Consider the following 24002-nt stretch of genomic DNA (forward strand, 5'->3'; position numbering starts at 1 on the left):
GTTGTTATTTTTATTTCAGGAGGATGATGACAATATGAAAAATACAATTGATTGCAAAGGTTTAAAATGCCCACAACCAGTTATTAACACAAAAAAATACTTTGATGCTATAGAAGAAGGTGAGGCTACTGTAATAGTAGATAATGAAGTATCCAAAAATAACGTAGTTAAATTTGCTGAAAGCAATGGTTTTAATAGCAGTGTTGAAGAAAAAGATAACTTATATTATATTGTTGTTACAAAAGGAGCCTGCTCATGCAAACCTATGAGTTTTGATACTAAAAAGCTCACAATTGTTATTTCTACTGATAAGATGGGACTTGGAGATGACAAGCTTGGTGCAACCTTAATGAAAAGCTATTTATACGCTCTTTCCGAGAGTGATAATTTACCTTCAGACTTACTATTTTTAAATGCTGGTGTAAAGCTTACTGTTGAAGAATCAGATTCTTTAGACAGTATAAAGAAACTTGCTGAAAAAGGCGTTAACGTATTAAGCTGCGGAACCTGTCTAGATTTTTATGGTTTAAAAGAAAAACTAGCAGTTGGTGAAATCACTAATATGTATACAATAGTAGAGAAAATGAACTCATCTGATAATACTATAAAATTATAGTGTAATAATAAAATATACATAATTGTAAAAGCCTAAAAGTCTTATATCTAAAATAGGACTTTTGGGCTTCTGTAGGATTCAAGTTTCCGCTTCATAACCTTCTACTTATATTAAACTTTGAAAAATCCTTGCTATAATAGGTGCTATTATAACAGTTATAATTCCAGCGATACCTATAGATAAACTGCTCATGGCACCTTCTATCTCTCCCATTTCAATCGCTTTTGTAGTACCAACAGCATGAGAAGCTGTTCCTATTGCTACACCTATTGCCACTTTATCCTTTATTTTAAAGAACTTACATACATATGGTCCTATTATCGCTCCAATTATTCCTGTTAATATTATTACTGCTACAGTTATGGAAGTTATTCCGCCCAACTGTTTTGATACCTCAATTCCTATAGGTACTGTTATAGATTTCGGTATTAGGGACACATTTATAGTTTTTGGTAAACCAAATAATTTACATAATAATATTATAGTAATAATACTAACTATGCTACCTACTGTTATCCCAGAAATTATTGGCACTGCATGGGATTTTAATAGCTCTATCTTTTTATATAGAGGTACAGCTAATATTACTGTAGCAGGAGATAGAAAGAAAGTGATAAACTGTCCGCCTTTATCATAATCAGTAATATTTATATTAAAAATATTTAAAAAAGCTATTACTAATACTATACTTATAAATAATGGATTAAATATAGGAAGCCTTGTTTTTTTATTTATAATACATCCTATTTCAAAAGCTATTAAAGATAGCATTATACCAAATAATGGTGTAGAAATTAATTCTTTCAAGATACTCAACTCCTCTTAAATAATTGTACTGTTATTCCTGTTGTTACCATAACAACTATAGTTGATATAATGGTTATTAATACAATATACAGCCAGTAATCTTTTAAAACTCCTACTGAAGTTATTAACCCTACTCCTGCCGGTAGAAAGAAAAACGCTAAATGATCTAAGAAGAATTTACTTGCCTCCTCTATTGCCTCTATCTTTATAATTCCAGTGGATAGGCAGATAAATAAAATTACCATTCCAATTACATTACCGGGTAAAGCTAAATTAAAAACTTTTCTAAGCAGTTCACCTAAAAAGCAAATTATAAGGATAATCGCGAGTTGCCTAATCATCTTCATGTTAAAACCTCTTTCCTAATTTTAAATATATGAATTTACACACACTATAATAATATACACTCTTTTAGTGGTCATACCTCTTTTTTCGAAAAAGATAAAATATAAAAAATTTTCTATCACCTAAAATTGTATACAACAAATAATAAATCCTAAGTTCTTAAACTTAAGCATAAGAACCTAGGATTAAGCAATCCTGTTTATAATAAGCTCACTTTATACACGTCTTCTCTTCTGTGCTTTAAAAGAGGAAGCGATTCTCTAACTTCATTTATATAATCGAAATCTATATCTTCTATGAGCATTGCTTCTTTCTCATCTAATCTACCAACTACCTTCCCCCAAGGATTAGCTACTATTGAATTTCCATAAGCTACGTAGGAATAATTAATATCTCTAGCGGCAGAGATTCCTGCTACATATATTTGATTATCTAAAGCTCTGCTTTTAAATAATATTTCCCAGTGTGCTGGTCCTGTTGTCATATTAAATGCTGCTGGAATAAAAACTAATTTAGCTCCTTTTAAAGCCATAATTCTAATGAGTTCAGGAAATCTTATGTCATAACATATTGCCACTCCAATTTTTCCATACTCTGTATCAATAACAGTTACATCTTTTCCCCCTGTAAGAACTTCTGATTCTCTGAATCTGACATGGTCTTTTATATCAATATCAAACAAATGCATTTTTCTATGTTTTCCAATTAAGTTTCCTTTGTTATCAAAAACAAAAGAAGTATTGTACACTTTACCTTGGTCATCTAACTCAGGAATTGACCCACCAATCAAATAAATGTTTTTTTTCTTTGCAGCACCTGATAGCATTTTTACAGTTTCACCCTGCGAAAAAGTCTCTGCATATTCTCTAAAGCGTTTATTATCATATGGACAATTAAACATTTCTGGAAGAGAAACAATTTTAGCACCTTTATCCGCCGCATCGTATATCATTTTTTCAGCCTTATCTATGTTCTCTTTTTTATCTGCCACAACCATCATCTGACACAAAGCTATTCTCAACTTCTCCATCACAAATCCTCCTTATAAAACTAAGCATAAATATATATTCCTTCTTATTTAATATATTATATCGCTTTTAATAAAGTTAATATTAATTTTATTATAGTTCATATTGACATTTACGTATATTACTATATACTATATGACGTAAAACACTATCAATTTACTTTTCTATAAACAAAATATTAAGCATTAATCTATACTCTTATATGTATTATTAGTTTTGTATTTAAGGCATCTGAAAGAAAATAACAAGTCAAAGATGCGACGGATATTTTGTGTCATACAAGGAGGCAGATTCCGCAGATAGTCAGCACTATCTAAGGGTTCTGACGACGCAAAATAGGCTAGCATACTAACTAGTTATTTTTTTGAAGATGCCTAAGTATAGACTATATATTTTTATCAATATAAACAGAGGAGATAAATTATGAAACAGCATTCACTTTCAAGAACAGAACTTTTAGTAGGCAAAGAAGCCCTAGAAAAGCTTTCAAATAGCAAAGTTGTAGTTTTCGGTCTAGGTGGTGTAGGAAGCTTTACATTAGAGGCCTTAGTTAGAGCCGGAGTTGGACATCTAATACTAGTTGATGATGATACTGTTTGTCTAACTAATATAAATAGACAAATACATGCTAACTTTGATACAATCAGCAAGCCGAAGGTTGAGGTTTTAAAAGATAGAGTTCTAAGAATAAACCCTAAATGTACTGTTGAAATACATCAGACTTTTGTAAAGGAAGATAACATTGCTGAAATAATTCCTTTAGATACAGACTATGTTGTAGACGCAATTGATACAGTTTCGTCTAAGCTCTCTTTAATAGTTTGGTGCCAGAAACATAATATAGATATAATAAGCTGCATGGGTACTGGTAATAAACTAGATCCTACTAGATTTAAAATTGTAGATATATATGACACTAAGATATGCCCTCTAGCAAAGGTTATGCGCTATGAACTTAGGAAAAGAGGCATTAAGAATTTAAAGGTATTATTTTCTGATGAAACACCTATGAAGCCAAAATTAGAAGAAGTGATTACCTGCAAGGAGGGCTGCGTTTGTACTGGCGGAACAAAAAAATGTAGTGCTAAGAGACAGATACCTGGAAGTATATCCTTTGTTCCTCCTGTAGCCGGTATGATAATAGGTGGAGAGGTAGTTAAAGGTATTATTAAGGAATATATATAGGGTTCCAATCTGGAACCCTATACCCATAGCACTAATTAAATTCTACCAGTATATTTTTGAAACAATTCATTTATAGCTTCTTTTTCTGAAGCTAAAACCATCCAGTCTTTAGTTTGTATCTTTTCATTCTTTCTAATCTTAAATATAAGTAAATTATCCTTATCTTTAGACCAATTCCATTCAACAATATTGTTCCAATCAGTAAAATTATAATAAGAATTACTATAAAAGCTTTTTTGACCTATACCAGTACTTGTTATTATTTTCAGTTTGCTGAAATCATAAATGCTTAATAAAAAATAAACCACTATAAATATTCCAAGCACTGTAAAATACCCTGTAATTATTACATAAATAAAATAAGCTATTAAACCTATAAACAATAATGCCAAAAATCTTCTTTTTGCATATCCTGTGTTAAGTACAAATAATTTATCTCCATATTCTTTATTCATACTTCTTCCTTTTATGAAGGAAAGAAAAAACTGAATGACTGACGCAACAATTAATGCTATTCTTAACAATTCTTCAAATCCCAAATACTTTCACACCTAACTTCTTATATTTTAATATTATCTACAAATATAACTTATTACTTATACCTTTTTACTCACCTCCTAAAGGATAAAATATATATTTAGATTATAATATATTTAGTAAAATTTTTCACTAAATTATAAATCTACATAAAATAATAAATTTTTTGTTTAAAATATTTACTAAAAAAATTATAAATAGTCTTTTAAGAATTAATTATTTTTAAAACTAGTGAGAATAATAATTTACATTGAATAATAAAAATAATATCATTATTGTCAAACTATTTATGCAATTTATAATTCACCAACATTTCTCCTTAACCTAGTTACAATAGAAAATCTGTATAATACAACGTAAAAATTAACCTTTTTTCTTTTCTTTATTGCAATTTTCTCTCTTTTCTAAAAAATCACTTGTTAAAAATACCGAAAACTTTATCTGTTATTTCTCAATCAATCTTTGTCGAAATTTGTATTTTATTTAACAAAATAATATGCGCATTTTTTCTTTTTATAATGATTATTTCTTTTTTATTTATTATTTTATTAATTTTTTTCAAAAAACACTTATATTTTCAAAAAAAGTTTGATATAATTTAATTGCAGAGAAAAAAACATATCCATTCAAAGGGGGTATACCTTAGTGTGTTCAAATAATCTAAAAGATCAATATTTTAAAGAACTTGGTGAATTCATTGACAATCTTTCTGACAAAAAGGAGCCTTAATAGCTGTACTTCATAAGGCCCAACATATTTTTGGCTATTTACCTCAAGAGGTGCAGAAATTTGTAGCCAAAAAACTAGACCTACCTGTATCAAAGGTTAACGGTGTTGTTACTTTCTATTCTTACTTTACAGAAATACCAACAGGCAAATACGTTATAAACGTATGTATGGGAACTGCTTGCTTCGTTAAAGGTGCAGGAGACGTTCTTGAAGAATTCGAAAGAAAATTAGGTATAAAAGTTGGACAAACTACATCTGATGGAAAATTTACTGTTCAAGTTTTAAGATGCGTAGGCGCATGTGGACTTGCTCCTGTAGTTACTGTAAATGATAAGGTTTACGGTCACTTCACAAAACAAATGGTTGATAAAATTTTAGATGAGTATAATGAATAGGAGGTAGCAGCATTGAATAGAATCAATTCTTATGAAGAGCTCCAAAAAATGTCTCAAGATTTTTCAAAAAAATTAGATATGAGAGAACCTTCTCATGAAGAAGAACTTGCTGTTGAAAATAAAAGATGTGAACGCTATGTAACAGTTTGCGGTGGAACAGGATGTAAATCTGCTGAAAGTGATAAGATTATCGAAAATCTACAAGCTGAAATAGATAAAGCAGGATTATCTAAAGAAGTTACAGTAGCTGTTACTGGATGCTTTGGATTCTGCGAAAAAGGACCTATAGTTAAAATAAGTCCTGACAATGCATTCTATGTACATGTTACACCAGATGATGCAGCTGAAATAGTTACTGACCATTTATTAAAAGGTAAAATAGTTGATAGACTTCTATACGAAGAACCAACTATAAAAGAGAAAGTTAAAAGACAAGACGAAATGTCTTTCTATAAAAAGCAAGAAAGAATTGCTCTTAGAAATTGTGGTTTAATAAACCCTGAAGATATAACTGAATCAATTGGAGCAGAAGGCTATTTAGCGCTTGGAAAAGTTCTAACTCAAATGACTCCAGATGATGCTATTAAAGTAATGATCGATTCTGGCTTAAGAGGTAGAGGAGGCGGCGGTTTCCCTACAGGTAAAAAGTGGGCATTTGCTAAAGCATATGATGCAGATCAAAAATATATAATCTGTAATGCTGACGAAGGTGACCCAGGTGCATTCATGGATCGTTCAATACTTGAAGGAGATCCAAATAGTGTACTAGAAGCTATGGCAATAGCAGGATATGCAATTGGAGCTACTAAAGGTGTTATATACATTAGAGCTGAATATCCTCTTGCTGTTAATAGATTAATGATAGCATTAAAACAAGCTAAAGAACTTGGCCTTCTTGGCGAAAACATTTTAGGATCAAACTTTAGCTTTGATATAGAAATAAAATATGGTGCTGGTGCTTTTGTATGTGGTGAAGAAACTGCTTTAATTCATTCAGTAGAAGGCTGCCGTGGTGAACCTACAAATAAACCACCATTCCCAGCAGAAAGCGGACTTTGGAATAAGCCTACATGTGTAAACAATGTTGAAACTTATGCTAATATTCCAGCAATAATAAATAAAGGTGCTGACTGGTATAGTTCAATTGGTACTGCTGGTTCTAAAGGAACAAAAGTTTTTGCCCTTGCTGGAAAAATTAATAACGTTGGTCTTGTTGAAGTTCCTATGGGTACTACTTTAAGAGAAATAATCTATGATATAGGCGGTGGAATTAAAAACGGCCGTAAGTTTAAGGCAGTTCAAACTGGAGGACCTTCTGGTGGATGTATCCCTGCTGAAGACTTAGATATTGCAATAGATTATGAATCATTAACTTCTATCGGATCCATGATGGGTTCAGGCGGAATGATAGTTATGGATGAAGATAACTGTATGGTTGACATAGCTAAATTCTACCTAGAGTTCACTGTGGAAGAATCCTGTGGAAAGTGTACTCCATGTAGAGTTGGAAATAAACGTTTACTTGAAATACTAACAAAAATTACAAATGGACAAGGTACTGAACAGGATTTAGAAAACTTAAAAGAATTAGCACAGACTATAAAAGATACTTCTCTTTGCGGTCTTGGACAAACTGCTCCTAACCCAATATTAAGTACTATGAAATACTTCTGGGATGAGTATGTAGCCCACGTTAAAGAAAGAAGATGTCCTGCAGGTGTTTGTAAGAACCTAGTACGCTATGAAATTACAAACAAATGTATTGGATGTACTAAGTGTGCAAGAAACTGTCCTGTATCATGTATCAGTGGTAAAGTTAAAGAGCTTCATACTATCATACAAGATAAGTGTATTAAGTGTGGCGCATGCTTTACTGGCTGTCCAGTTGATGCAGTAGTCAAAAAGTAATGCATGAAAATTTTAAGAAAGAGGTGGACGTTTTGAGTTTAGTTACTCTTACTATAAATAATAAACAACTACAAGTAGAACAAGGAACTACTATTCTACAAGCAGCAAAACTACTTGAAATTAATATACCAACATTGTGTCATTTAAACCTACATGATGGAGTTGAAAATAAACCTGGCTCCTGCAGAGTATGTATGGTAGAAGTTGAAGGAAGAAGAAACTTAGCTCCGGCTTGTACTACTCCTGTATTTGAAGGCATGGTTGTAAAAACAAATTCTATAAAAGCTATAAAAGCTCGTAGAACAGTTGTGGAACTTCTTTTATCTGACCATCCACAGGATTGCTTACTTTGCGAAAAAAATACTAACTGCGAACTTCAAACATTAGCAGCAGATATGGGTATACGTGAAATTAAATATAAAGGCGAAATGTCTACTTATCCTAAAGATACTTCCAGTGCTTCAATTGAACGTAATTTAGATAAATGTATATTATGTAGAAGATGTGAAACTGTATGCAGCGAAATTCAAACAGTATCTGTTTTATCAGCTGTTAACAGAGGTTTTGAAACTGTTATCTCCCCTGCTTTTGGTATGCCAATGGTTGATACAAATTGTACTTTCTGTGGCCAATGTGTATCTGTTTGTCCAACTGGTGCTTTAACTGAAGTTAACAATACATCAAAAGTATGGGATGCATTAAATGATAAAGATAAATTTGTTGTAGTTCAGACAGCACCTGCTGTAAGAGCTGCTCTAGGTGAAGAATTCGGAATAGAAATTGGAAAAGCAGTTACAGGTAAAATGGTTGCATCACTTCGTTCCCTTGGATTTGACAAAATCTTTGATACTGATTTCGCTGCGGATTTAACTATAATGGAGGAAGCAACAGAATTAATGGGAAGAATTCAAAATGGCGGAAGACTTCCAATGCTTACAAGCTGTTGTCCTGGTTGGATAAACTTCTTTGAACATGAATTTACAGATTTATTAGATGTTCCATCTAGCTGTAAATCACCACAGCAAATGTTCGGCGCAATAGCTAAAAGTTATTATGCTGAAAAGATGAATATAGATCCGAAAAATTTAGTTGTAGTTTCAGTAATGCCTTGCTTGGCTAAAAAATACGAAGCAGCAAGAGAAGAAATGAACAACGATGTAGATGTAGTTATAAGTACTAGAGAGTTAGCTAAAATGATAAAAGAAGCTGGAATTGACTTTAATTCATTAGACAATGAAGAATTTGACAGTATTCTTGGAGAATCTACTGGTGCAGGAGTTATATTTGGTGTTACTGGTGGAGTTATGGAAGCAGCTCTACGTACAGCTTATGAATGGATAACTGGTGAGAAACTAGATAATGTAGAGTTTACAGTTATTCGTGGTTTAGATGGAATTAGAGAAGCTACAATAAAAATTAAAGATATGGAAGTAAAAGCTGCTATTGCTAGCGGACTTGGAAATGCTCGTACACTTCTTAACAAAATAAGAAATGGAGAAGCAAATTATCAAATAATCGAAATCATGGCTTGCCCTGGTGGATGTATAGACGGAGGCGGTCAACCATATATACATGGTAATTATGATATTTTATCTAAGAGAGCAAATGCATTGTACGAAGAAGATAGAAATAAGCCAATTAGAAAATCTCATGAAAATCCAGCTATAATCAAGCTTTATGAGGAATACTTAGGTAAACCAAATAGCGAAAAAGCTCATAAGTTACTTCATACTCATTATACTTGTCGCGAATGTTAATTGTTTGCCCTAATCCCTAAAACCCTAAAAAGTATTAGGATTATTTAAAAAAGATGGTGTCTCAATATCCCCGAGACACCATCTTTGTTTATTAAGTTTTAAACATAATTTACAGTTACCTTTTTTCCTAGCTTTTTCATTACCTCATATAATTGTTCTACAAGTTTTAATTTTATACTTAAATCAGAAGGAAAATCAGGGTTTTGATGAGCAGGATTTACAGCCTTTCCAACCCATAAATTCAAGTGAGTACATTCCTCAATTAGTAATTTCCCTAATCTTGAAACAGCATCCTCACCATTAAAATCGATAATTTCATTATCTTCCGAAAATGGATCAGCATATTTTTTTATCTTTTCCAAAACCTTGCTCAAGGTTAAAACTCCTTCTGTAATCAAATCTATTCCTTCCATTGTAGCTGTTGGAGGTATATTCTTATCTATAAAATTTAAGTTTACTTTAAGCTTTCGGTTAAGTTCTCTTTCCGCAATATTAGCAGCGGTCCCACCACAGATAACCTTCTTACCTTCACTACCGATAAAGTTTTTAATAACACGACTGTCATCATCCTTATTTTTAGGTGGTCCTGTAAATATATTGATACATGAAGGTCTCTTTATTTTTATTGCTACCACCGTTGTATCGTCTCCAGGCTTTCTATAGTATAAATCCCAACAAACCTCAAGCAAATCTTTAGCGAGGCTTTGTGCATTTAAATCTTCCACTGATCTCTTTTTTAAATAATTTTGAACATCCTTCCACTGCCACCCAAGGTTTAATATGTTTCCTAGACCAGCATGAATAACTCCGTCGCTTACCACCGTTAGTACATCTCCCTCTTTTAAGGTTATATTGCTTTCTGTAATTTGTCTTCCGTTTATATGAAGCTGCTTTTTAGAAATATTTATAGTGGCACCGTCTCTAATCATAAATATAGGAGGATTATCATACTCTGCAATATAAGCTTCTCCATTATGATATATTTTAATTAATGTAAAAGTTGAGTACGCTATGTTTCTGACTTTGCAAACAGGCAATGTATTAGCTATGGTATCAACAGTTTCATATATATCTGCTCCTTCTTTAAGCATGGTACCTGCGATCTTTGAGGTCAATGTAGCTAATATATTTGCTTTTACTCCACTTCCAAGCCCATCAGCTATAACAATTACAGTACAATTGTCCATTCTAATTACATTTACCATATCCCCTGCAAGTTCTTCCCCATGTTTAACTAAAGTTCCATAGGCAACATCTATGAAATAATCCATCAGATTATCAACCTCCTTTTAAAAGTAGATATGGTTACAATATACTGTCATTTTCTCCTTCAACAATCTTCTTAAGCTTTGTTAATGTTATTTTTGTTTCCGCAGTAGTTTCACCAAGTAGGCTTGCTATTTCCTGTGCCACTCTCATCTGTTTTTCAATTACCTGCTGAGCAGCATTTATAGTGTTTTCCTTAAGCTCAATAAGCTTTTTCTTATTTTTTTCTTCCTTGGTGATATCAACCATAGCTACCATAACTACATCTTGTTTTTCAATGTAAACTACCGTTTCAATAAAATCTAAATTATACTTAGGCAGCGAAACTTTTTTACTTATTATACTTTCACCAGTATCTTTTACATATTTAAAGTCTGTATCGTCCATTAGTATGGTTATAGGCTTACCTTTAACATTTTGAGACTTAACCATAAAAGCAGACTCGGCTGCTGGGTTAATATCCTTAATCCTCATTTCGCCATCTAATAATATATTACAATTAAGTGTATTTTCAAATATGACATTTCTTATGCTTTCCGCCCTGTTTCTCATATAATGTAGACACATATTACTTTCGGCCATACCTTCAAATATAGCTTGAGCCTTTTCCTTGCAGGTGTTATATCCACAAACACCGCAGTTTAATTCATCCTCTAGTCCATATTTACCCATCTCTTTCATTATTTTTGCTATCTGTTCTTCACTTGCAACCTCTTTTGTAATGCTTTTATCAATAAAAGTTCTTGAGAAATCTAGCTGTTTTTTTAGTTCTATGCTTGTACCGTTTTCGTCAGGTATACTTTTAATATAATTCTTAACCTTTTGAACCCTTTTGTAATATCCCTTTTCGTTATTAATCATACCAGGACCGCCTATACAACTACCTTTACATGCACTAACCTCTATAAAAGCATTGTTTACCTCGCCTTTTTCTATACTTTTAAATAATTCCATACATTCCTCTGTACCACTAACGGATATTACTTCTAAACCTCTTTCATCTATCACCGGACGAACACACTGTACGATTCCACTAAAAATAGGATAATTTCTGTCGCTGTTTAAATAGCTTCTATCAAATTCACAGTCTTCCAGTTCACTGACATTAATATCAAGGTTGTCCACCCAATCGTTTAGTTCATCAAAGGTTATTACCGCATCTACTATTTCTTTGGTTAAAAAACTTTCTGATTCTATTTTTTTCGCAATACATGGTCCCATAAATACAATAAGACTATCTTCTCCGTACAATTCTCTTAAAAGCTTACCATGAGCTATCATGGGGGATACTATTGGCATCATGTATTGAACTAGATTAGGGTAGTATTTTTCAATAATATAGTTAACCGACGGACATGCTGTGGAAATATAGTTATTTATTTCACAATTTTTAATATATTGCCTATACATATTAGAAACTATATTTGCTCCAACTGCTGTTTCCTCTACACATGAAAACCCTAATTTTTTAAGTACAGCTACAAATTTACCTGGGTTTGCATCAAATACTCCTGCAAAGGACGGTGCTATAGTTGCTACAACTTTTTTACCAGATGACAAAGCCTCTTTAACTCTCTCTAAATCACTTACTATGTGTCTTGCCTTTTGAGGACAGATAGCAAGACAGTGACTACATGCTATACATCTATCTTCCACAATCTCCGCTTGCTCATTTTTAAATTTAATTGCTTTTACAGGGCAAGAGCGAAGACATTTGTAGCAGTTTTTACAATTTGCCATAGAGAAGTTCATATATTTCATTAACTAATCCTCCTTTCAGTGGTCACACTGGGTAATTTTGCTCGTTTCCACCAGCAAAATTACCCGTTAAAGTCCATTTAGGACTTTAACCTCCCTAAAATCTCTTCTACAAAAAGTTATCTACATTTGCTCTATTGACAGAGTAAATTTTATCTTCTTCATTAACAGTTACCGATACACCTTCAGTACAGTGCCCCAAACAAAAAGCTCCCTTTAACTCAACCTTATCCAAGACTTTATACTCTTCAATTAACACCTGAATTCTATTAATTACATCATAAGAACCTTTAAGATGACAAGCACTTCCTACACATACACTTACAGTTACCATAAATACCACTCCTATAATTGTGAGTTTACAAGCTCTCTTAGTTTTTGAAACATTTATGCAGTAGATTTACTTTTGATTATAGACAAACCTCATTTTGTTTAGGTTTCATTTTATATAATTCTATTTAAGTGTTTGTTTATTTTTTGTCATATATATTTAATTATAATATATATATCAAACTTTTTCATTAAGATATATAGAATTTAAATTACCTATTTAAAAATGTCTTCTAATATTCCTAAATCTTTAACGTAATTTAAATTTACAAAAATATCTAAATCAGGGCTATACTTTTTAGTGATTTCCTCAGGTATATATTTTATTTTAGAATTTTTAATTATGTCATAAAGAACAAGCCTATTTTCTTCTATTCCCTTCTGAAAATCCTTAATTAAATCCTTTGAATAAAAGGCATGAAGCGGCTCAATCCAATCATCCTTCTTACATATTAGGCCGTCACATTCATCTTGTTCTACAATGCTCATCAAATATTTTATATAGTCTATATTAATTTTAGGCATGTCACAAGCTAAAAAGAACACATATTTAGAAGATGCGTATTTCAATCCTGTATAAATTCCACCAGCTGGACCATAATTTTTTTCCATATCTTCAACAACTTTATACTTTAAGTTTTCAAACTTATCTTCCTTCTCTGCTACCAATATTATTTCATCAAAAATCTTTTCTAACTTTTCACCAATTATCTCCAAAAGTAATTTACCGTCTATCTTTATCTTACTTTTGTCAAATCCCATTCTGCTGCTCTTTCCACCACATAGAATTACAGCTGTGCCAACTTTCTTCATATAATCACCCCATTCTAATTACCAACTTGCCAGTATTTAATTTAATAAATTTCTCTAGCTAATATCTTAATTTAAATATTACCATAACATTAAAATGATTCACAACTTTAAGCTTTTAATATAAGCCTAAAAAATACTTATTTATCACCATATCCTTTCATTAATTCTGTTCTAAAAGATATGAGCTTAAGAATATATTTTCTTAAAATAAAAAAGCAGCATAACATGCCGCTTTTTTATAGTAAAGTTGAATATACAAACTCTGAAAATCTCACCAAATCATCTTCCTTATCAAAAGTTCCCTGTGCCCTAGATGCATTTCCTCCGCCTTTTCCATTAAATTCTTTTATGTTTTCTTTGAATATCTTTCCACAGTTAACGTCTTTATCTGTTTTATTTAAAAATAGTATTTTATTGTCTCTTAAAGACGCAAGTATTATTATGTATCTTTTCATACTAAGTTCTGAAGCTATCAGTTGTATGTCATCAAAATCTTTATTATCGTACTTTCTAAAAACCACCTGAGTTTTTTCATTTTCAATTATATTTTCTGCTTCAACTTCTGCAAGATTTTTTTTCAACTTCCCTAATTCTTTTCTCAAATTATCAAGCTCTATACACTGACTTTCAATTCTTTCAATGATATCATCTTCTTTTGCAGAAAAACTCCTAATAAGCTTAGTCACAATATCATGTTTGTTTTCAAAATCCTTTAAAGCCCTTTTTCCGCATTTAAAATATATTCTTGTCATTCCCTTGTATTTTTCAGTTTTTATAATTTTAACAATACCAATCTCACCAGTTTTAAATACATGAGTTCCACAACAAGCACAGCAATCCATGTCCTTTGCTTCTACAACTCTTATGTCCTCATCAACATTTATTTGTTTTCTTAGAGGAAACTTTTCGCATTCATCTTTTGAAACCACATACGTGTTAAATGATTCATTTAAATATATGTACTGGTTAACTTCATCTTCTATTTTATTTACCATTTGCTCATCAATCTCATTCATATCAATGTCAATAGTTACATAATCAACACCTAAATGAAATCCTTTATTATTTCCACCATATAATTTTAAAATAGCCCCTGATAGCAGATGCTCTCCAGAATGCTGCTGCATATGGTCAAAACGTCTATCAAAATCAATTTTACATGATGCAATTTTTCCCTCTGGAACCTTTTCTACTTCATGGTAAATAGTTCCACTATTTTCAAATACATATGTAACTTTTACTCCATTAATTTCACCAGTATCAGAAGGCTGGCCACCTCCTTCAGGATAAAAAATTGTTTTATCTAAAATCACTAAAATTTTATTGTCCTCATTAATTATATCGACAATTTCCGCCTGACATTCCTTTAAATAAGGATCATTATAAAATAGTTTTTCTGTCAAATTAAACAACTCCCCTCTGCATTATAAACAAATTTAATGTTATTATAGTTTTAATTTTCAAGCAATATTTTATCACCATATTCTATTTTACCACATAATCACTTACGATTCCAAAATAAACAAGAGGCAAACATCCCTATAATAACTACACCAAATATTGTTTCAAACATTACAAGAACACGAACCATAGTAGAGTTAGGAAGAATGTCACCATAACCTAGTGTAGTAATAGTCACAGCACTGAAATACAAAAAATTCCACATTGGATATTTAAAGCTTCCATTAGCTACATTTTTTAATACTAATGGGCTATCATCTATAAATGAAATGGAATTTTCCATAAGGTTTACAAAATAAAAATTTAAAGGATAAAAGCAGTCCTCTGATTTAAATAATTCCTCATGAATAGTTGGATACCCTTTTACCCAAATTGTTATTGCAGCTAGTTTTTGTAAGCTTTTATTTTCTTCTTTATCATATATTATATAATTTTCATTATTATCTTTTTGAGATGTTCTATACAATGATATATTTAATTTATAGGTAGGAATTCTTCTATTTATAATTTGTTCTTCTGAACTTTCAATCTTCATATGCGTAATACCTTTTCCTTGAAGCAATAGATAATAATAGTTGGCCCAGTTTTCTCCTAAAGGCTCATCAAAAGCAAAAGAATACATATTTTTATCTTTATCAGTTCTAATCTTAACTATAGGTCTTTTATACTCTTCAGAAGCAATTAATTTACTTACAACATTATTAAAATCCTTATTGTAAATATTTATTTTCATTTTCTTCCTAAAGGCACTTATCTTTGTATTCATGTTAATGTCATTTTGAAATATAAAAAATTCTCCAGAAGACATATTGGCTATTTTCCAGTATGTTATTCCAAAAGCAATTAAAGTTAGTATGTACATTGCTCCTAATATCATTAAGAGGTTCTTTTTTCGCGTTTTATATATATATGTTACTAGTTTCATATACTTCCACCTTTTATTTTTACTTACTCTCTTTAATTAATTTTATTATAAGCTCAACTGTAGTATTCTTAACAAATTTATGCAATATAGATATTCAACACCTTACAAATAAAAAAACCTTATGCGTTAAAACATAAGGCTTTGAAATAAACTTTTGTACAATTACTTTAAATTGTATTATATTTACTATAAATCATTAATAATTTTTCCTGCTATATAATCTGCATCTACTTTTTCATCAACATCAATTTCTATTACCTGACTTAATCCAGCTGCCTCGCCAGTAATATATACTATTTCGCCTGAATTTTCACCTACCTTCCTTACAACCATAGCCTTATCACCCTTTACAATTCTAGCCTTTTTACCTTTTTCAAGCTCAACCGTAAAGTTATTTGTAAACTCAATTTTTTGACCTATCTTATACTTCATCTAATTTCATCTCCTTGTTATAATATTCAATTCATTATGATATAATGTACTCCTTGAGCCTATAGCATTAATAGTTAGCATACCAACCATTTAATTCAAATGTATTCTATCCGTTAATATTATTAACCATTTTCTTTAATACATTTTTAAATATCTCTATTTCCTCCTCTGATATACCTTTAGAGACATCCTCACTCATTCTTTCTCCAACAGGGAATAGCTTCTCCCTAAACTCTCTTCCCTTATCGGTAATCATTAAATTTACTGTCCTTCTATCATTAATATCTCTTTCTCTTTTTACAAATCCATCTCTTTCCATTCTATCAATTAGTCTTGCTGTAGTAGATGGCTTTATATCCATTTGATCTGCAAGTTCAATTTGATTAATACTTTTATGTTTTCCCAGGTAATATAGCGCTGTCCATTGAACTCTTGTAATTCCTAATTCGCTTAATCTATCGTTAAATTCATCTGATATTTTTTTTGCTGCATTGTTTGTTATAAATGCTATACATGTATCTAAGTCGAACATTTTTTCCTCCTGCTTATTTATCTACTTAATATTATTTTACTTATATGCAATACCATAAGCAACCTTTTTACAAAAACTCTTTTATTCTTATAAACAAAGTTCTTGGCATCAGATGGAGCTTTAACTCCAACTGATGCTTAGAAATCGTTATCCAGGGACGTAACCGCTCTTTACTCCCACTTTGAAAATGTAGAGTATTAGAGCGGGTAGTCATCGGGTAAATGTCTAAGCTCAATACTTGCTTTATGTAGATGTATATATTTACACTACTAAAGACATATTTAAATACTTTCTTAGTAAATCTTATCAAAGAATCTTATAAGAAATAAATTTAAGAGGTTAGCTCAGCGCTAACCTCTTAAATTTATTTCTTACTTTATTCCAAACTATCCTTTGTGTAATTCAACTAAATTGGTTAATATAAAGGCATTTTGGCTATTAAATTAATATAGGTGCTTTTCTTACAACAAATTTACCTGCACCTTCTTTACCAACGAATTGTCCATCTTTTGCAACAATGCTTCCTCTGCTTATTGTAACTACCGGAGCACCTTTCAATTTAAATCCTTCATATGGTGTATAGTCTACATTTTCATGAAGCATTGGTTTTGTAGCTGTAATTTCAACCCTTGGATCAAACACAACTATATCAGCATCACTTCCTACTGCTATTGTGCCTTTTTGTGGGTACATTCCATATACTTTTGCAGCATTAGTTGAAGTTACTTGTACAAACCTATTTAAGTCAAATTTTCCTTCTGCTACTCCATAAGTATACATTAATGACATTCTAAGCTCTACTCCTGGAGCTCCATTTGGAATTTGAGCAAAGAATTCCTTTCCCATTTCTTTTTGTTTCATGAAGAATGGGCAGTGGTCTGTAGCCACAAATTGTACTGTATTATCTTTTAATGCCTTCCACATAGTTGGCCAATTTTTCTTATCTCTTAATGGAGGTGACATTACATACTTAGCTCCATTAAAATCCGGCTCTCTATAGTTATCTTCTGATAATAATAGATATTGGGGACAAGTTTCTCCTATTATTGGATATCCTTCAGCTCTAGCACGTGCAATTTCAGAAACTGATGCTTCACAGCTATTGTGCACTATACAAAGAGGCGCATTAGCGATTTTAGCAAGCTTTATAGCTCTTCCAGCAGCCTCTCCTTCTGCTAAATCCGGGCGAGATAATGCATGATAGATAGGTTCTCCTTTTCCTTCTTCACGGAACTTTTTAGTAAGATAATCAATAACATAGTAGTTTTCCGCATGAACACAAGCAAGTCCACCACTTTCATTTACTTTTATTAAAGTTCTTATTATTGTTCCATCATCTACTCTTAAACCATCATATGTCATAAACATCTTAAAGCTTGAGTATCCTTGTTTTATTATTTCAGGCATTTCATTTAAAATGTCGTCATTTAAATCTGTAACACTTATATGAATACCATAATCAATAACCGCTTTACCATCTGCTTTTTCACGCCAAGTATCAGTAGCATCCTTTAATGTCTTACCATTTTGTTGTATAGCAAAATCAACTATAGTAGTTGTTCCCCCACAAGCTGCTGCTATTGTACCAGTTTTAAAGTCATCACTTGAGTAAGTTCCACCAAAGGGCATATCCATATGAGTATGTGGGTCTATTCCACCTGGGAAAACATATTTGCCAGAAGCATCAACTACTTCTGCTCCTTCAGTACATAAATCTATTCCAATTTCTATAATTTTCTCATTTTTAATACCTAAGTCTGCTTTAAAAGTATCGGAAGCTGTTATTACAGTCCCATCTTTTATCACTAAATCAAATTTACTCATTTATATTCCCTCCTAGAATATAGGATAAACATATTAACTTAAATATTTATTTATTAAAATTCCTTAACATAATTTACAAATTCATCCATACAGGATAACTCTTTACCCCATATGGATGAATTAAGTGAATTTAACTCTTATGCTACTTTCGTATCATCATCTTTAGTTTTTTCTTTTTTATTTCTAGTGGTTAGCTTTACTATTATTTCTCCACCAACATCTGAAAGTAATCCTACAACTGATCCCATCAAAAGTACTGATGCTGTGGTTAAATAAGAATTATTCAAAGCAAGCATACCAAAAGTTGTTGAACATCCAATATATACACCTGGTATGAATGATAAAGGTTTCCATTTAGCTTGTGCAACTATTCCAAAGGAAATAACCCCTGTCATAATAGCCACTATATTGGGAAGGTGAAGAACATTTGAAACTTCTACGCAAACTATAGCCCATAATACTCCAACCATGTTTGCCACTATCCCTTTTACCCATCCTTTGATAAAGCGCTCACCTGATGCATAATATGTTGTAGTTCCCATGAATCCTGCCCAAGTAGCAGCACCTATTGCTGCACTTACATTAGCCCATATCCATGCTAATATCCCCATGCTTATGGCGTTAGCTATTAAAGCATTCATGAAATCTCCCCTTTGTGTCTCAATAATAAAAATTTTATATTTTTACTAAAGAGCTATTTCTCTTTCTACTCCAAAATCTTTGAATTTTATTTCTCCTTTAATTATGCACTTTTCTATTGGACATACTAATGAACATAAATGACATCCTACACAGTTTTCTTGTTTAAGCGATGGTTTTCTAGTTTCTGAATCCCAAACTATAGCTTGGTGAGCTCCATCATAACATGAAACATAGCATCTTCCACATCCTACACATTTATCGTGATTGAAGTTTGGATATACTATATAATCTCTATCTAGGTTTTCAGCAGGTACAATATTATTAAGTGCACAACCTACTAAGTCTTGAAGTTTTTCAACTCCTTTTTCTTCCATATAGTATTGTATTCCACTTATCATATCTTCAACTATTCTGTATCCATATTGCATTATAGCTGTAGTAACTTGAACTGTTCCTGATCCAAGCATTATGAATTCAAGAGCATCTTCCCAAGTTTCTACTCCACCGATACCGCTTATAGGAATATTCTTAAGAGCTGGATCTTGTTTCATTTGAGTTATAAATCTTAAAGCTATTGGTTTAACAGCTTTTCCTGAGTATCCTGATATTGATGATTTACCATTTACTATTGGAAGACCTACTTTCTTGTCTAGGTCAACTCCAGTTATACATTTTATTGTGTTTATAGCGGCTATACCCGTAGCCCCACCTTCTATTGCAGCTCTTGCAGGCACTTCCATATTTCCTATGTTTGGAGTCATCTTTGCAAGTACTGGAAGATGAGTTCCTTTTCTTACTGCTTCTGAGTATTTTTTAACTAATTCTGGGTTTTGTCCAACGTCTGATCCCATTGCATGAGTTGTCATTTGCGGACATGAGAAATTACATTCTATTATGTCTGCTCCTATTTCAGTAACTTGCTTGGCAAGTCTTGTCCATTCTTCTTCACTAGCTCCCATTATTGAAGCTATTAGAACCTTATTTGGATAATTTTCTTTAAGTTTTTTCATATCTCTTAGGTTTTCTTCAAGTGAATGTTCTGAAACCTGCTCCATATTTTTAAATCCTACAAAAGGAGTTTCCTTCTTTTCTTGTAGCATCAAAACGTGGTGAAACTTCTATCATTTTTTCTGAGTTTACAGTTTTAAATACTACTCCAGCCCAACCAGCTTCTAAAGCCTTAGCACACATATCATAGTTGTTTCCAACTGGTGATGATGCTAAGAAAAATGGATTTTCACATTTTACTCCACAAAATTCTATCGAAAGATCTCTTTTTTTCATTATCTTACACCCTCCTTAGCTGATGCTGCTTCATCTAATCCTGGTTTTCCTTTTAAGAAAGCTTCTATTTTTTCTGCAGCTAATTTACCTGATGCAACAGCTTGTACAACTGTCTTATCATCTTCAACTATATCTCCTGATGTAAATACATCTGTTGATTTAAGATCTGTAATTCCCTCAACATTCTCTGCTTCTTGTCCAACTGCAAATATAATCATATCTGTGTCTAATTCCATTTTTGAAGCATCAAACATTCCTTCAGCTTTTAAAGCCGTAACTTTTCCGTCTTTTCCTATAATTTCTGCTGGTTTAAATCCTGTGAAGATTGGAATATTCAATGAGTTAACATATTCTTTTTCTTCAGAGCTAGCTGGCATTTTTTCAATTGTTCTTCTGTAAACAATCTTAACATCTTCAGCACCAAGGAGTTTTGCTGTTGATGCGCAATCCATAGCAACATCTCCGCCACCAATAACGATTACATGATTTTCAACTTTAACATCGCCTTTAGTAGTTTTAGCTTGTGCTAAAAAGTCTACTCCATTTACAACTCCTTCTAAGTCTGAACCCTTAACATCTACAAGTTTTCCTTTTGCATTCCACATGCAACTAAGAAAGCCTTATATCCTTCAGCTCTTAAGCTATCTATACTTAAATCTTTTCCTACTTTACAACCTGTTTTAAATTCAACACCTAATTCTTTTATATAATCGATTTCATTTTCAACAACTTCTTGTGGTAATCTTTGAGGTGGTATTCCATAACTTAACCATCCACCTAAAATATCTTTTTCTTCAAAAACAGTAACTTTATATCCTTTTAATGCTAAAGCTGCTGCTGCAGTAAGACCACTTGGTCCTGATCCAATTACTGCTACTTTTTCTTTATCCAATTCTACTTTGTCTAGAACTTTCATATTTATGGATTGTTCGTAGTCAGTTAAATATCTTTGAAGTTCTCCAATTCTAATAGGCTTGTCTATTCCACATCTGCTGCAAGCTCCTTCGCAATATTTGTCGTAAGGACAAACCCTTGAACATACTGCTCCAAGAGGATTGTTTGTTCTTATAGTTTCAACTGCACCTTTTAAATTTCTAAAGCGAAGTGAACGTATAAATTTAGCTGGATCTGTCTCTGCTGGACAAGCCTTACTACAAGGTGCATCATGACATAATAGACATCTTGCAGCTTCTTCAATCGCTAGCAGAGGTGTGAATGGTTTTTTTGTTTCTTCTAAGTACTTTCCGTTTTCCATTTCTATATTTTCCCCTTTCAAAATTATGTGTATTTTGAATTAAAGCGAATGACTTATATCATTTTCTGCTTTATGTGAATATAATAACACCAATTTTTTAAATACACCATACCCTTTCTATATACATATTTTTTCTTTAAACGACATTTATTGTTTTTTCATTACGACATTTTTTTCATTTTTGAATATTCTTTATCTTTTTATGTTTTTTAAATAAATTCAAAAACACTTTAGCAAATTCTCAATATACATATCTTTTTATTTTAAATTTAATGTTAATATTCTATTATTTTTCAAAAAATTCTTTACAAATATTTTGTAATTATTTCTGAATAATAATTAATTGAATTTAATTTTTTTAATTATTTTTTCATAAAATAATCGATATATTTTAATTTTTTTAAATTTTATTTTTATCTATAAATAATTTTTATAAAAAATTATAATTCAATTGCATAATCTTTCACAATATTATGTGTAGGTTTATTATAATTTAAAAATATAAAAAAAAAGAAAATGTCATGTTTTAGACATTTTCTTTTTAATAAATACATTATTTTTTTATTTTCCACTCACTTCCAAGTTTTGAATCGATTAGTTCGATGTTCATAGCTTGTAATTCATCTCTAATTTCATCTGCCCTAATCCAGTTTCTATTTTTTCTAGCTTCATTTCTTTCTTTTATAAGTTTGTTTATTAAGTCCTCATCAACTTTCATGTCATTTTCGCTATTTTTCTTTGTCAATTCAAGCGACAAAACTTTGTCGAAATCTGCAATTAACGTGTATTTCTCTCTATTAGTTAATTGATTATCTTTTATAACTTTCGACAATACAGTTAAGGCATTAGGCATATTTAAATCATCACTAATTTGTTCAGCAAATTCACCTTTGTATAAGTTGATTTTACTTTCATCTAATCTTTCCTCTTCTTGCAAAGCATCTATAATGGATAATACTTTACTCTTTAACTTCTTGTAAGAATTCTGTGCATCCCTTAATGCTTCAAAACTAAAAATCAACTGCTTTCTATATCTAGATTGCAAACAAAAATACCTATAATCTAAAGGACTAAATTCATTCTCTTCAATTTTTGAAAGCGTTAAAAAATCACCTTTCGATTTAGACATCTTTCCACCGTCAAGTACTAAAAATTCTCCGTGCATCCAATAATTTACCCACTTATGTCCAAGTGCTCCTTCTGACTGAGCAACCTCGTTGGTATGATGAACAGGTATATGATCAACTCCACCACAATGAATATCTATTGTTTCTCCTAAATATTTAATTGACATAGCTGAGCATTCAATATGCCACCCTGGAAAGCCTCTTCCCCAAGGAGAATCCCATTGCATTATCTGATTCTTAAACTTAGAATTTGTAAACCACAGAACAAAATCTAAAGGATTTTTCTTGCCTTCATCCACTTCTACTCTGCTTCCTGCTTCTAATTCTTCTATACTTAAATTTGCAAGCTTATTATAATCTTCGAATTTATCAATTTCAAAATATACGTTCCCGTTAGAGATATACGTGTAGCCTTTTTCTTCTAGCCTTTTTATTAAATCAATCATGTCTTGTATGTGTTCCGTTGCTCTACTTATGACTGTTGGTCTTTCTATATTTAACTTGTCACAGTCCTCAAGAAAAGCATTTTCATAAAACTTAGCAATTTCCCATACAGTTTTATTTTCACGCTTTGCTCCAAGCTCCATTTTATCCTCACCGGTGTCTGCATCTGACTGCAAATGTCCTACATCAGTGATATTCATAACATGCTTTACTTGATATCCTATATATTTTAAAGACTTTTTAAGAACATCTTCAAATATGTATGTTCTTAAGTTACCTATGTGGGCATAATTGTACACTGTAGGTCCACATGTATATATGCCCACTTTCCCTTCTTGTGCAGGTATAAGCTTTTCTTTATTTCCGGACATGGTGTTGTACACAAAAAAATCCATATATATTACATCCTCCATTCTTTATATCATATATTTTACTTCTTTAATTAAAATAAAAACCACAGGATAATATATACCTGCGGTTAAAAAAATCTATTTAACTTATATTAAATATAGAGATAGCGCGCAGGCTCTATGTGATTTAAAAGCTTTCATTAAGTAATTTCTACAACAACAGCAAAACATTTCACATACCTCCTCAAACAC

19 protein-coding genes and 3 pseudogenes are annotated in these 24002 nt (G+C 31.5%); 5 read left to right on the forward strand and 17 right to left on the reverse strand.

The features are described 5' to 3' along the window. Positions 1-34: 34 nt before the first annotated feature. Positions 35-616 (forward strand): sulfurtransferase-like selenium metabolism protein YedF, encoded by a 582-nt coding sequence (gene yedF, locus RCG18_RS27975; RefSeq protein WP_308039245.1) that lies wholly within the window; start codon positions 35-37, stop codon positions 614-616. Between the two features lie 105 nt (positions 617-721). On the opposite strand, the gene RCG18_RS27980 is transcribed toward yedF, so the two are convergent. The 3 genes from RCG18_RS27980 to RCG18_RS27990 all read right to left on the reverse strand — a co-directional run bounded on the left by RCG18_RS27980 (position 722) and on the right by RCG18_RS27990 (position 2798). After that, the gene (locus tag RCG18_RS27980) at positions 722-1423 is read right to left on the reverse strand and encodes an LrgB family protein (protein WP_308039246.1); all 702 of its coding nucleotides are present in this window, start codon (positions 1421-1423) and stop codon (positions 722-724) included. Between the two features lie 5 nt (positions 1424-1428). Further along, positions 1429-1770, reverse strand: a complete 342-nt coding sequence (locus tag RCG18_RS27985) for a CidA/LrgA family protein (RefSeq protein ID WP_308039247.1) — start codon at positions 1768-1770, stop codon at positions 1429-1431. Between the two features lie 197 nt (positions 1771-1967). After that, the gene (locus RCG18_RS27990; RefSeq protein WP_308039248.1) at positions 1968-2798 is read right to left on the reverse strand and encodes a carbon-nitrogen hydrolase family protein; all 831 of its coding nucleotides are present in this window, start codon (positions 2796-2798) and stop codon (positions 1968-1970) included. A gap of 421 nt (positions 2799-3219) precedes the next feature. Here RCG18_RS27990 and RCG18_RS27995 point away from each other — a divergent pair, with 421 nt between their 5' ends. Further along, positions 3220-3981, forward strand: coding sequence for a tRNA threonylcarbamoyladenosine dehydratase (locus RCG18_RS27995; RefSeq protein ID WP_308039249.1), 762 nt, complete (start codon positions 3220-3222; stop codon positions 3979-3981). Positions 3982-4016: 35 nt separating this feature from the next. Here RCG18_RS27995 and RCG18_RS28000 read toward each other — a convergent pair whose 3' ends face one another. Next, the gene (locus RCG18_RS28000) at positions 4017-4520 is read right to left on the reverse strand and encodes a DUF5673 domain-containing protein (RefSeq protein ID WP_308039250.1); all 504 of its coding nucleotides are present in this window, start codon (positions 4518-4520) and stop codon (positions 4017-4019) included. Positions 4521-5163: 643 nt separating this feature from the next. Between RCG18_RS28000 and RCG18_RS28005 the strand changes: the two are divergent. The 3 genes and pseudogenes from RCG18_RS28005 to RCG18_RS28015 all read left to right on the forward strand — a co-directional run bounded on the left by RCG18_RS28005 (position 5164) and on the right by RCG18_RS28015 (position 9307). Further along, positions 5164-5642: pseudogene (locus tag RCG18_RS28005) on the forward strand (NAD(P)H-dependent oxidoreductase subunit E). Between the two features lie 12 nt (positions 5643-5654). Next, on the forward strand, positions 5655-7550 hold the full coding sequence (locus RCG18_RS28010) for an NADH-quinone oxidoreductase subunit NuoF (protein WP_308039251.1): 1896 nt from the start codon (positions 5655-5657) through the stop codon (positions 7548-7550). A 32-nt stretch (positions 7551-7582) separates the two neighbouring features. Further along, complete coding sequence (locus tag RCG18_RS28015) at positions 7583-9307, forward strand: NADH-dependent [FeFe] hydrogenase, group A6 (protein ID WP_308039252.1); 1725 nt, start codon at positions 7583-7585, stop codon at positions 9305-9307. Between the two features lie 98 nt (positions 9308-9405). Here the strand turns inward: RCG18_RS28015 and RCG18_RS28020 are convergent, their stop codons facing one another. The 13 genes and pseudogenes from RCG18_RS28020 to cysS all read right to left on the reverse strand — a co-directional run bounded on the left by RCG18_RS28020 (position 9406) and on the right by cysS (position 23795). Beyond that, positions 9406-10578, reverse strand: a complete 1173-nt coding sequence (locus tag RCG18_RS28020; RefSeq protein WP_308039253.1) for a PP2C family protein-serine/threonine phosphatase — start codon at positions 10576-10578, stop codon at positions 9406-9408. Positions 10579-10612: 34 nt separating this feature from the next. Beyond that, positions 10613-12334, reverse strand: coding sequence for a [Fe-Fe] hydrogenase large subunit C-terminal domain-containing protein (locus RCG18_RS28025; RefSeq protein ID WP_308039254.1), 1722 nt, complete (start codon positions 12332-12334; stop codon positions 10613-10615). A 106-nt stretch (positions 12335-12440) separates the two neighbouring features. Further along, entirely contained in the window at positions 12441-12665 is a 225-nt protein-coding gene (locus tag RCG18_RS28030) for a (2Fe-2S) ferredoxin domain-containing protein (RefSeq protein WP_308039255.1), read from the reverse strand. 212 nt (positions 12666-12877) lie between these two features. Beyond that, positions 12878-13474, reverse strand: a complete 597-nt coding sequence (locus RCG18_RS28035) for a molybdenum cofactor guanylyltransferase (protein ID WP_308039256.1) — start codon at positions 13472-13474, stop codon at positions 12878-12880. Between the two features lie 236 nt (positions 13475-13710). Next, positions 13711-14877, reverse strand: coding sequence for a DHHA1 domain-containing protein (locus tag RCG18_RS28040; RefSeq protein WP_308039257.1), 1167 nt, complete (start codon positions 14875-14877; stop codon positions 13711-13713). A 98-nt stretch (positions 14878-14975) separates the two neighbouring features. Beyond that, positions 14976-15860, reverse strand: a complete 885-nt coding sequence (locus RCG18_RS28045) for a potassium channel family protein (RefSeq protein WP_308039258.1) — start codon at positions 15858-15860, stop codon at positions 14976-14978. Positions 15861-16046: 186 nt separating this feature from the next. Continuing rightward, positions 16047-16292 (reverse strand): hypothetical protein, encoded by a 246-nt coding sequence (locus RCG18_RS28050; protein WP_308039259.1) that lies wholly within the window; start codon positions 16290-16292, stop codon positions 16047-16049. 106 nt (positions 16293-16398) lie between these two features. Further along, on the reverse strand, positions 16399-16824 hold the full coding sequence (locus RCG18_RS28055; protein WP_308039260.1) for a MarR family transcriptional regulator: 426 nt from the start codon (positions 16822-16824) through the stop codon (positions 16399-16401). Positions 16825-17262: 438 nt separating this feature from the next. Next, the gene (gene hydA, locus RCG18_RS28060) at positions 17263-18648 is read right to left on the reverse strand and encodes a dihydropyrimidinase (RefSeq protein WP_308039261.1); all 1386 of its coding nucleotides are present in this window, start codon (positions 18646-18648) and stop codon (positions 17263-17265) included. Between the two features lie 137 nt (positions 18649-18785). Further along, positions 18786-19289, reverse strand: a complete 504-nt coding sequence (locus tag RCG18_RS28065) for a DUF1097 domain-containing protein (RefSeq protein WP_308039262.1) — start codon at positions 19287-19289, stop codon at positions 18786-18788. Positions 19290-19334: 45 nt separating this feature from the next. After that, positions 19335-20574, reverse strand: a pseudogene (gene preA / locus RCG18_RS28070) (NAD-dependent dihydropyrimidine dehydrogenase subunit PreA). Further along, positions 20574-21829: pseudogene (locus tag RCG18_RS28075) on the reverse strand (FAD-dependent oxidoreductase). The pseudogenes preA and RCG18_RS28075 overlap by 1 nt, the downstream one beginning before the upstream one ends. Before the next feature lie 553 nt (positions 21830-22382). Next, complete coding sequence (cysS, locus tag RCG18_RS28080) at positions 22383-23795, reverse strand: cysteine--tRNA ligase (protein ID WP_308039263.1); 1413 nt, start codon at positions 23793-23795, stop codon at positions 22383-22385. Positions 23796-24002: the final 207 nt, after the last annotated feature.

The organism is Clostridium sp. OS1-26, from assembly GCF_030915445.1.
Classification (GTDB): Bacteria; Bacillota; Clostridia; order Clostridiales; family Clostridiaceae; genus Clostridium_AM.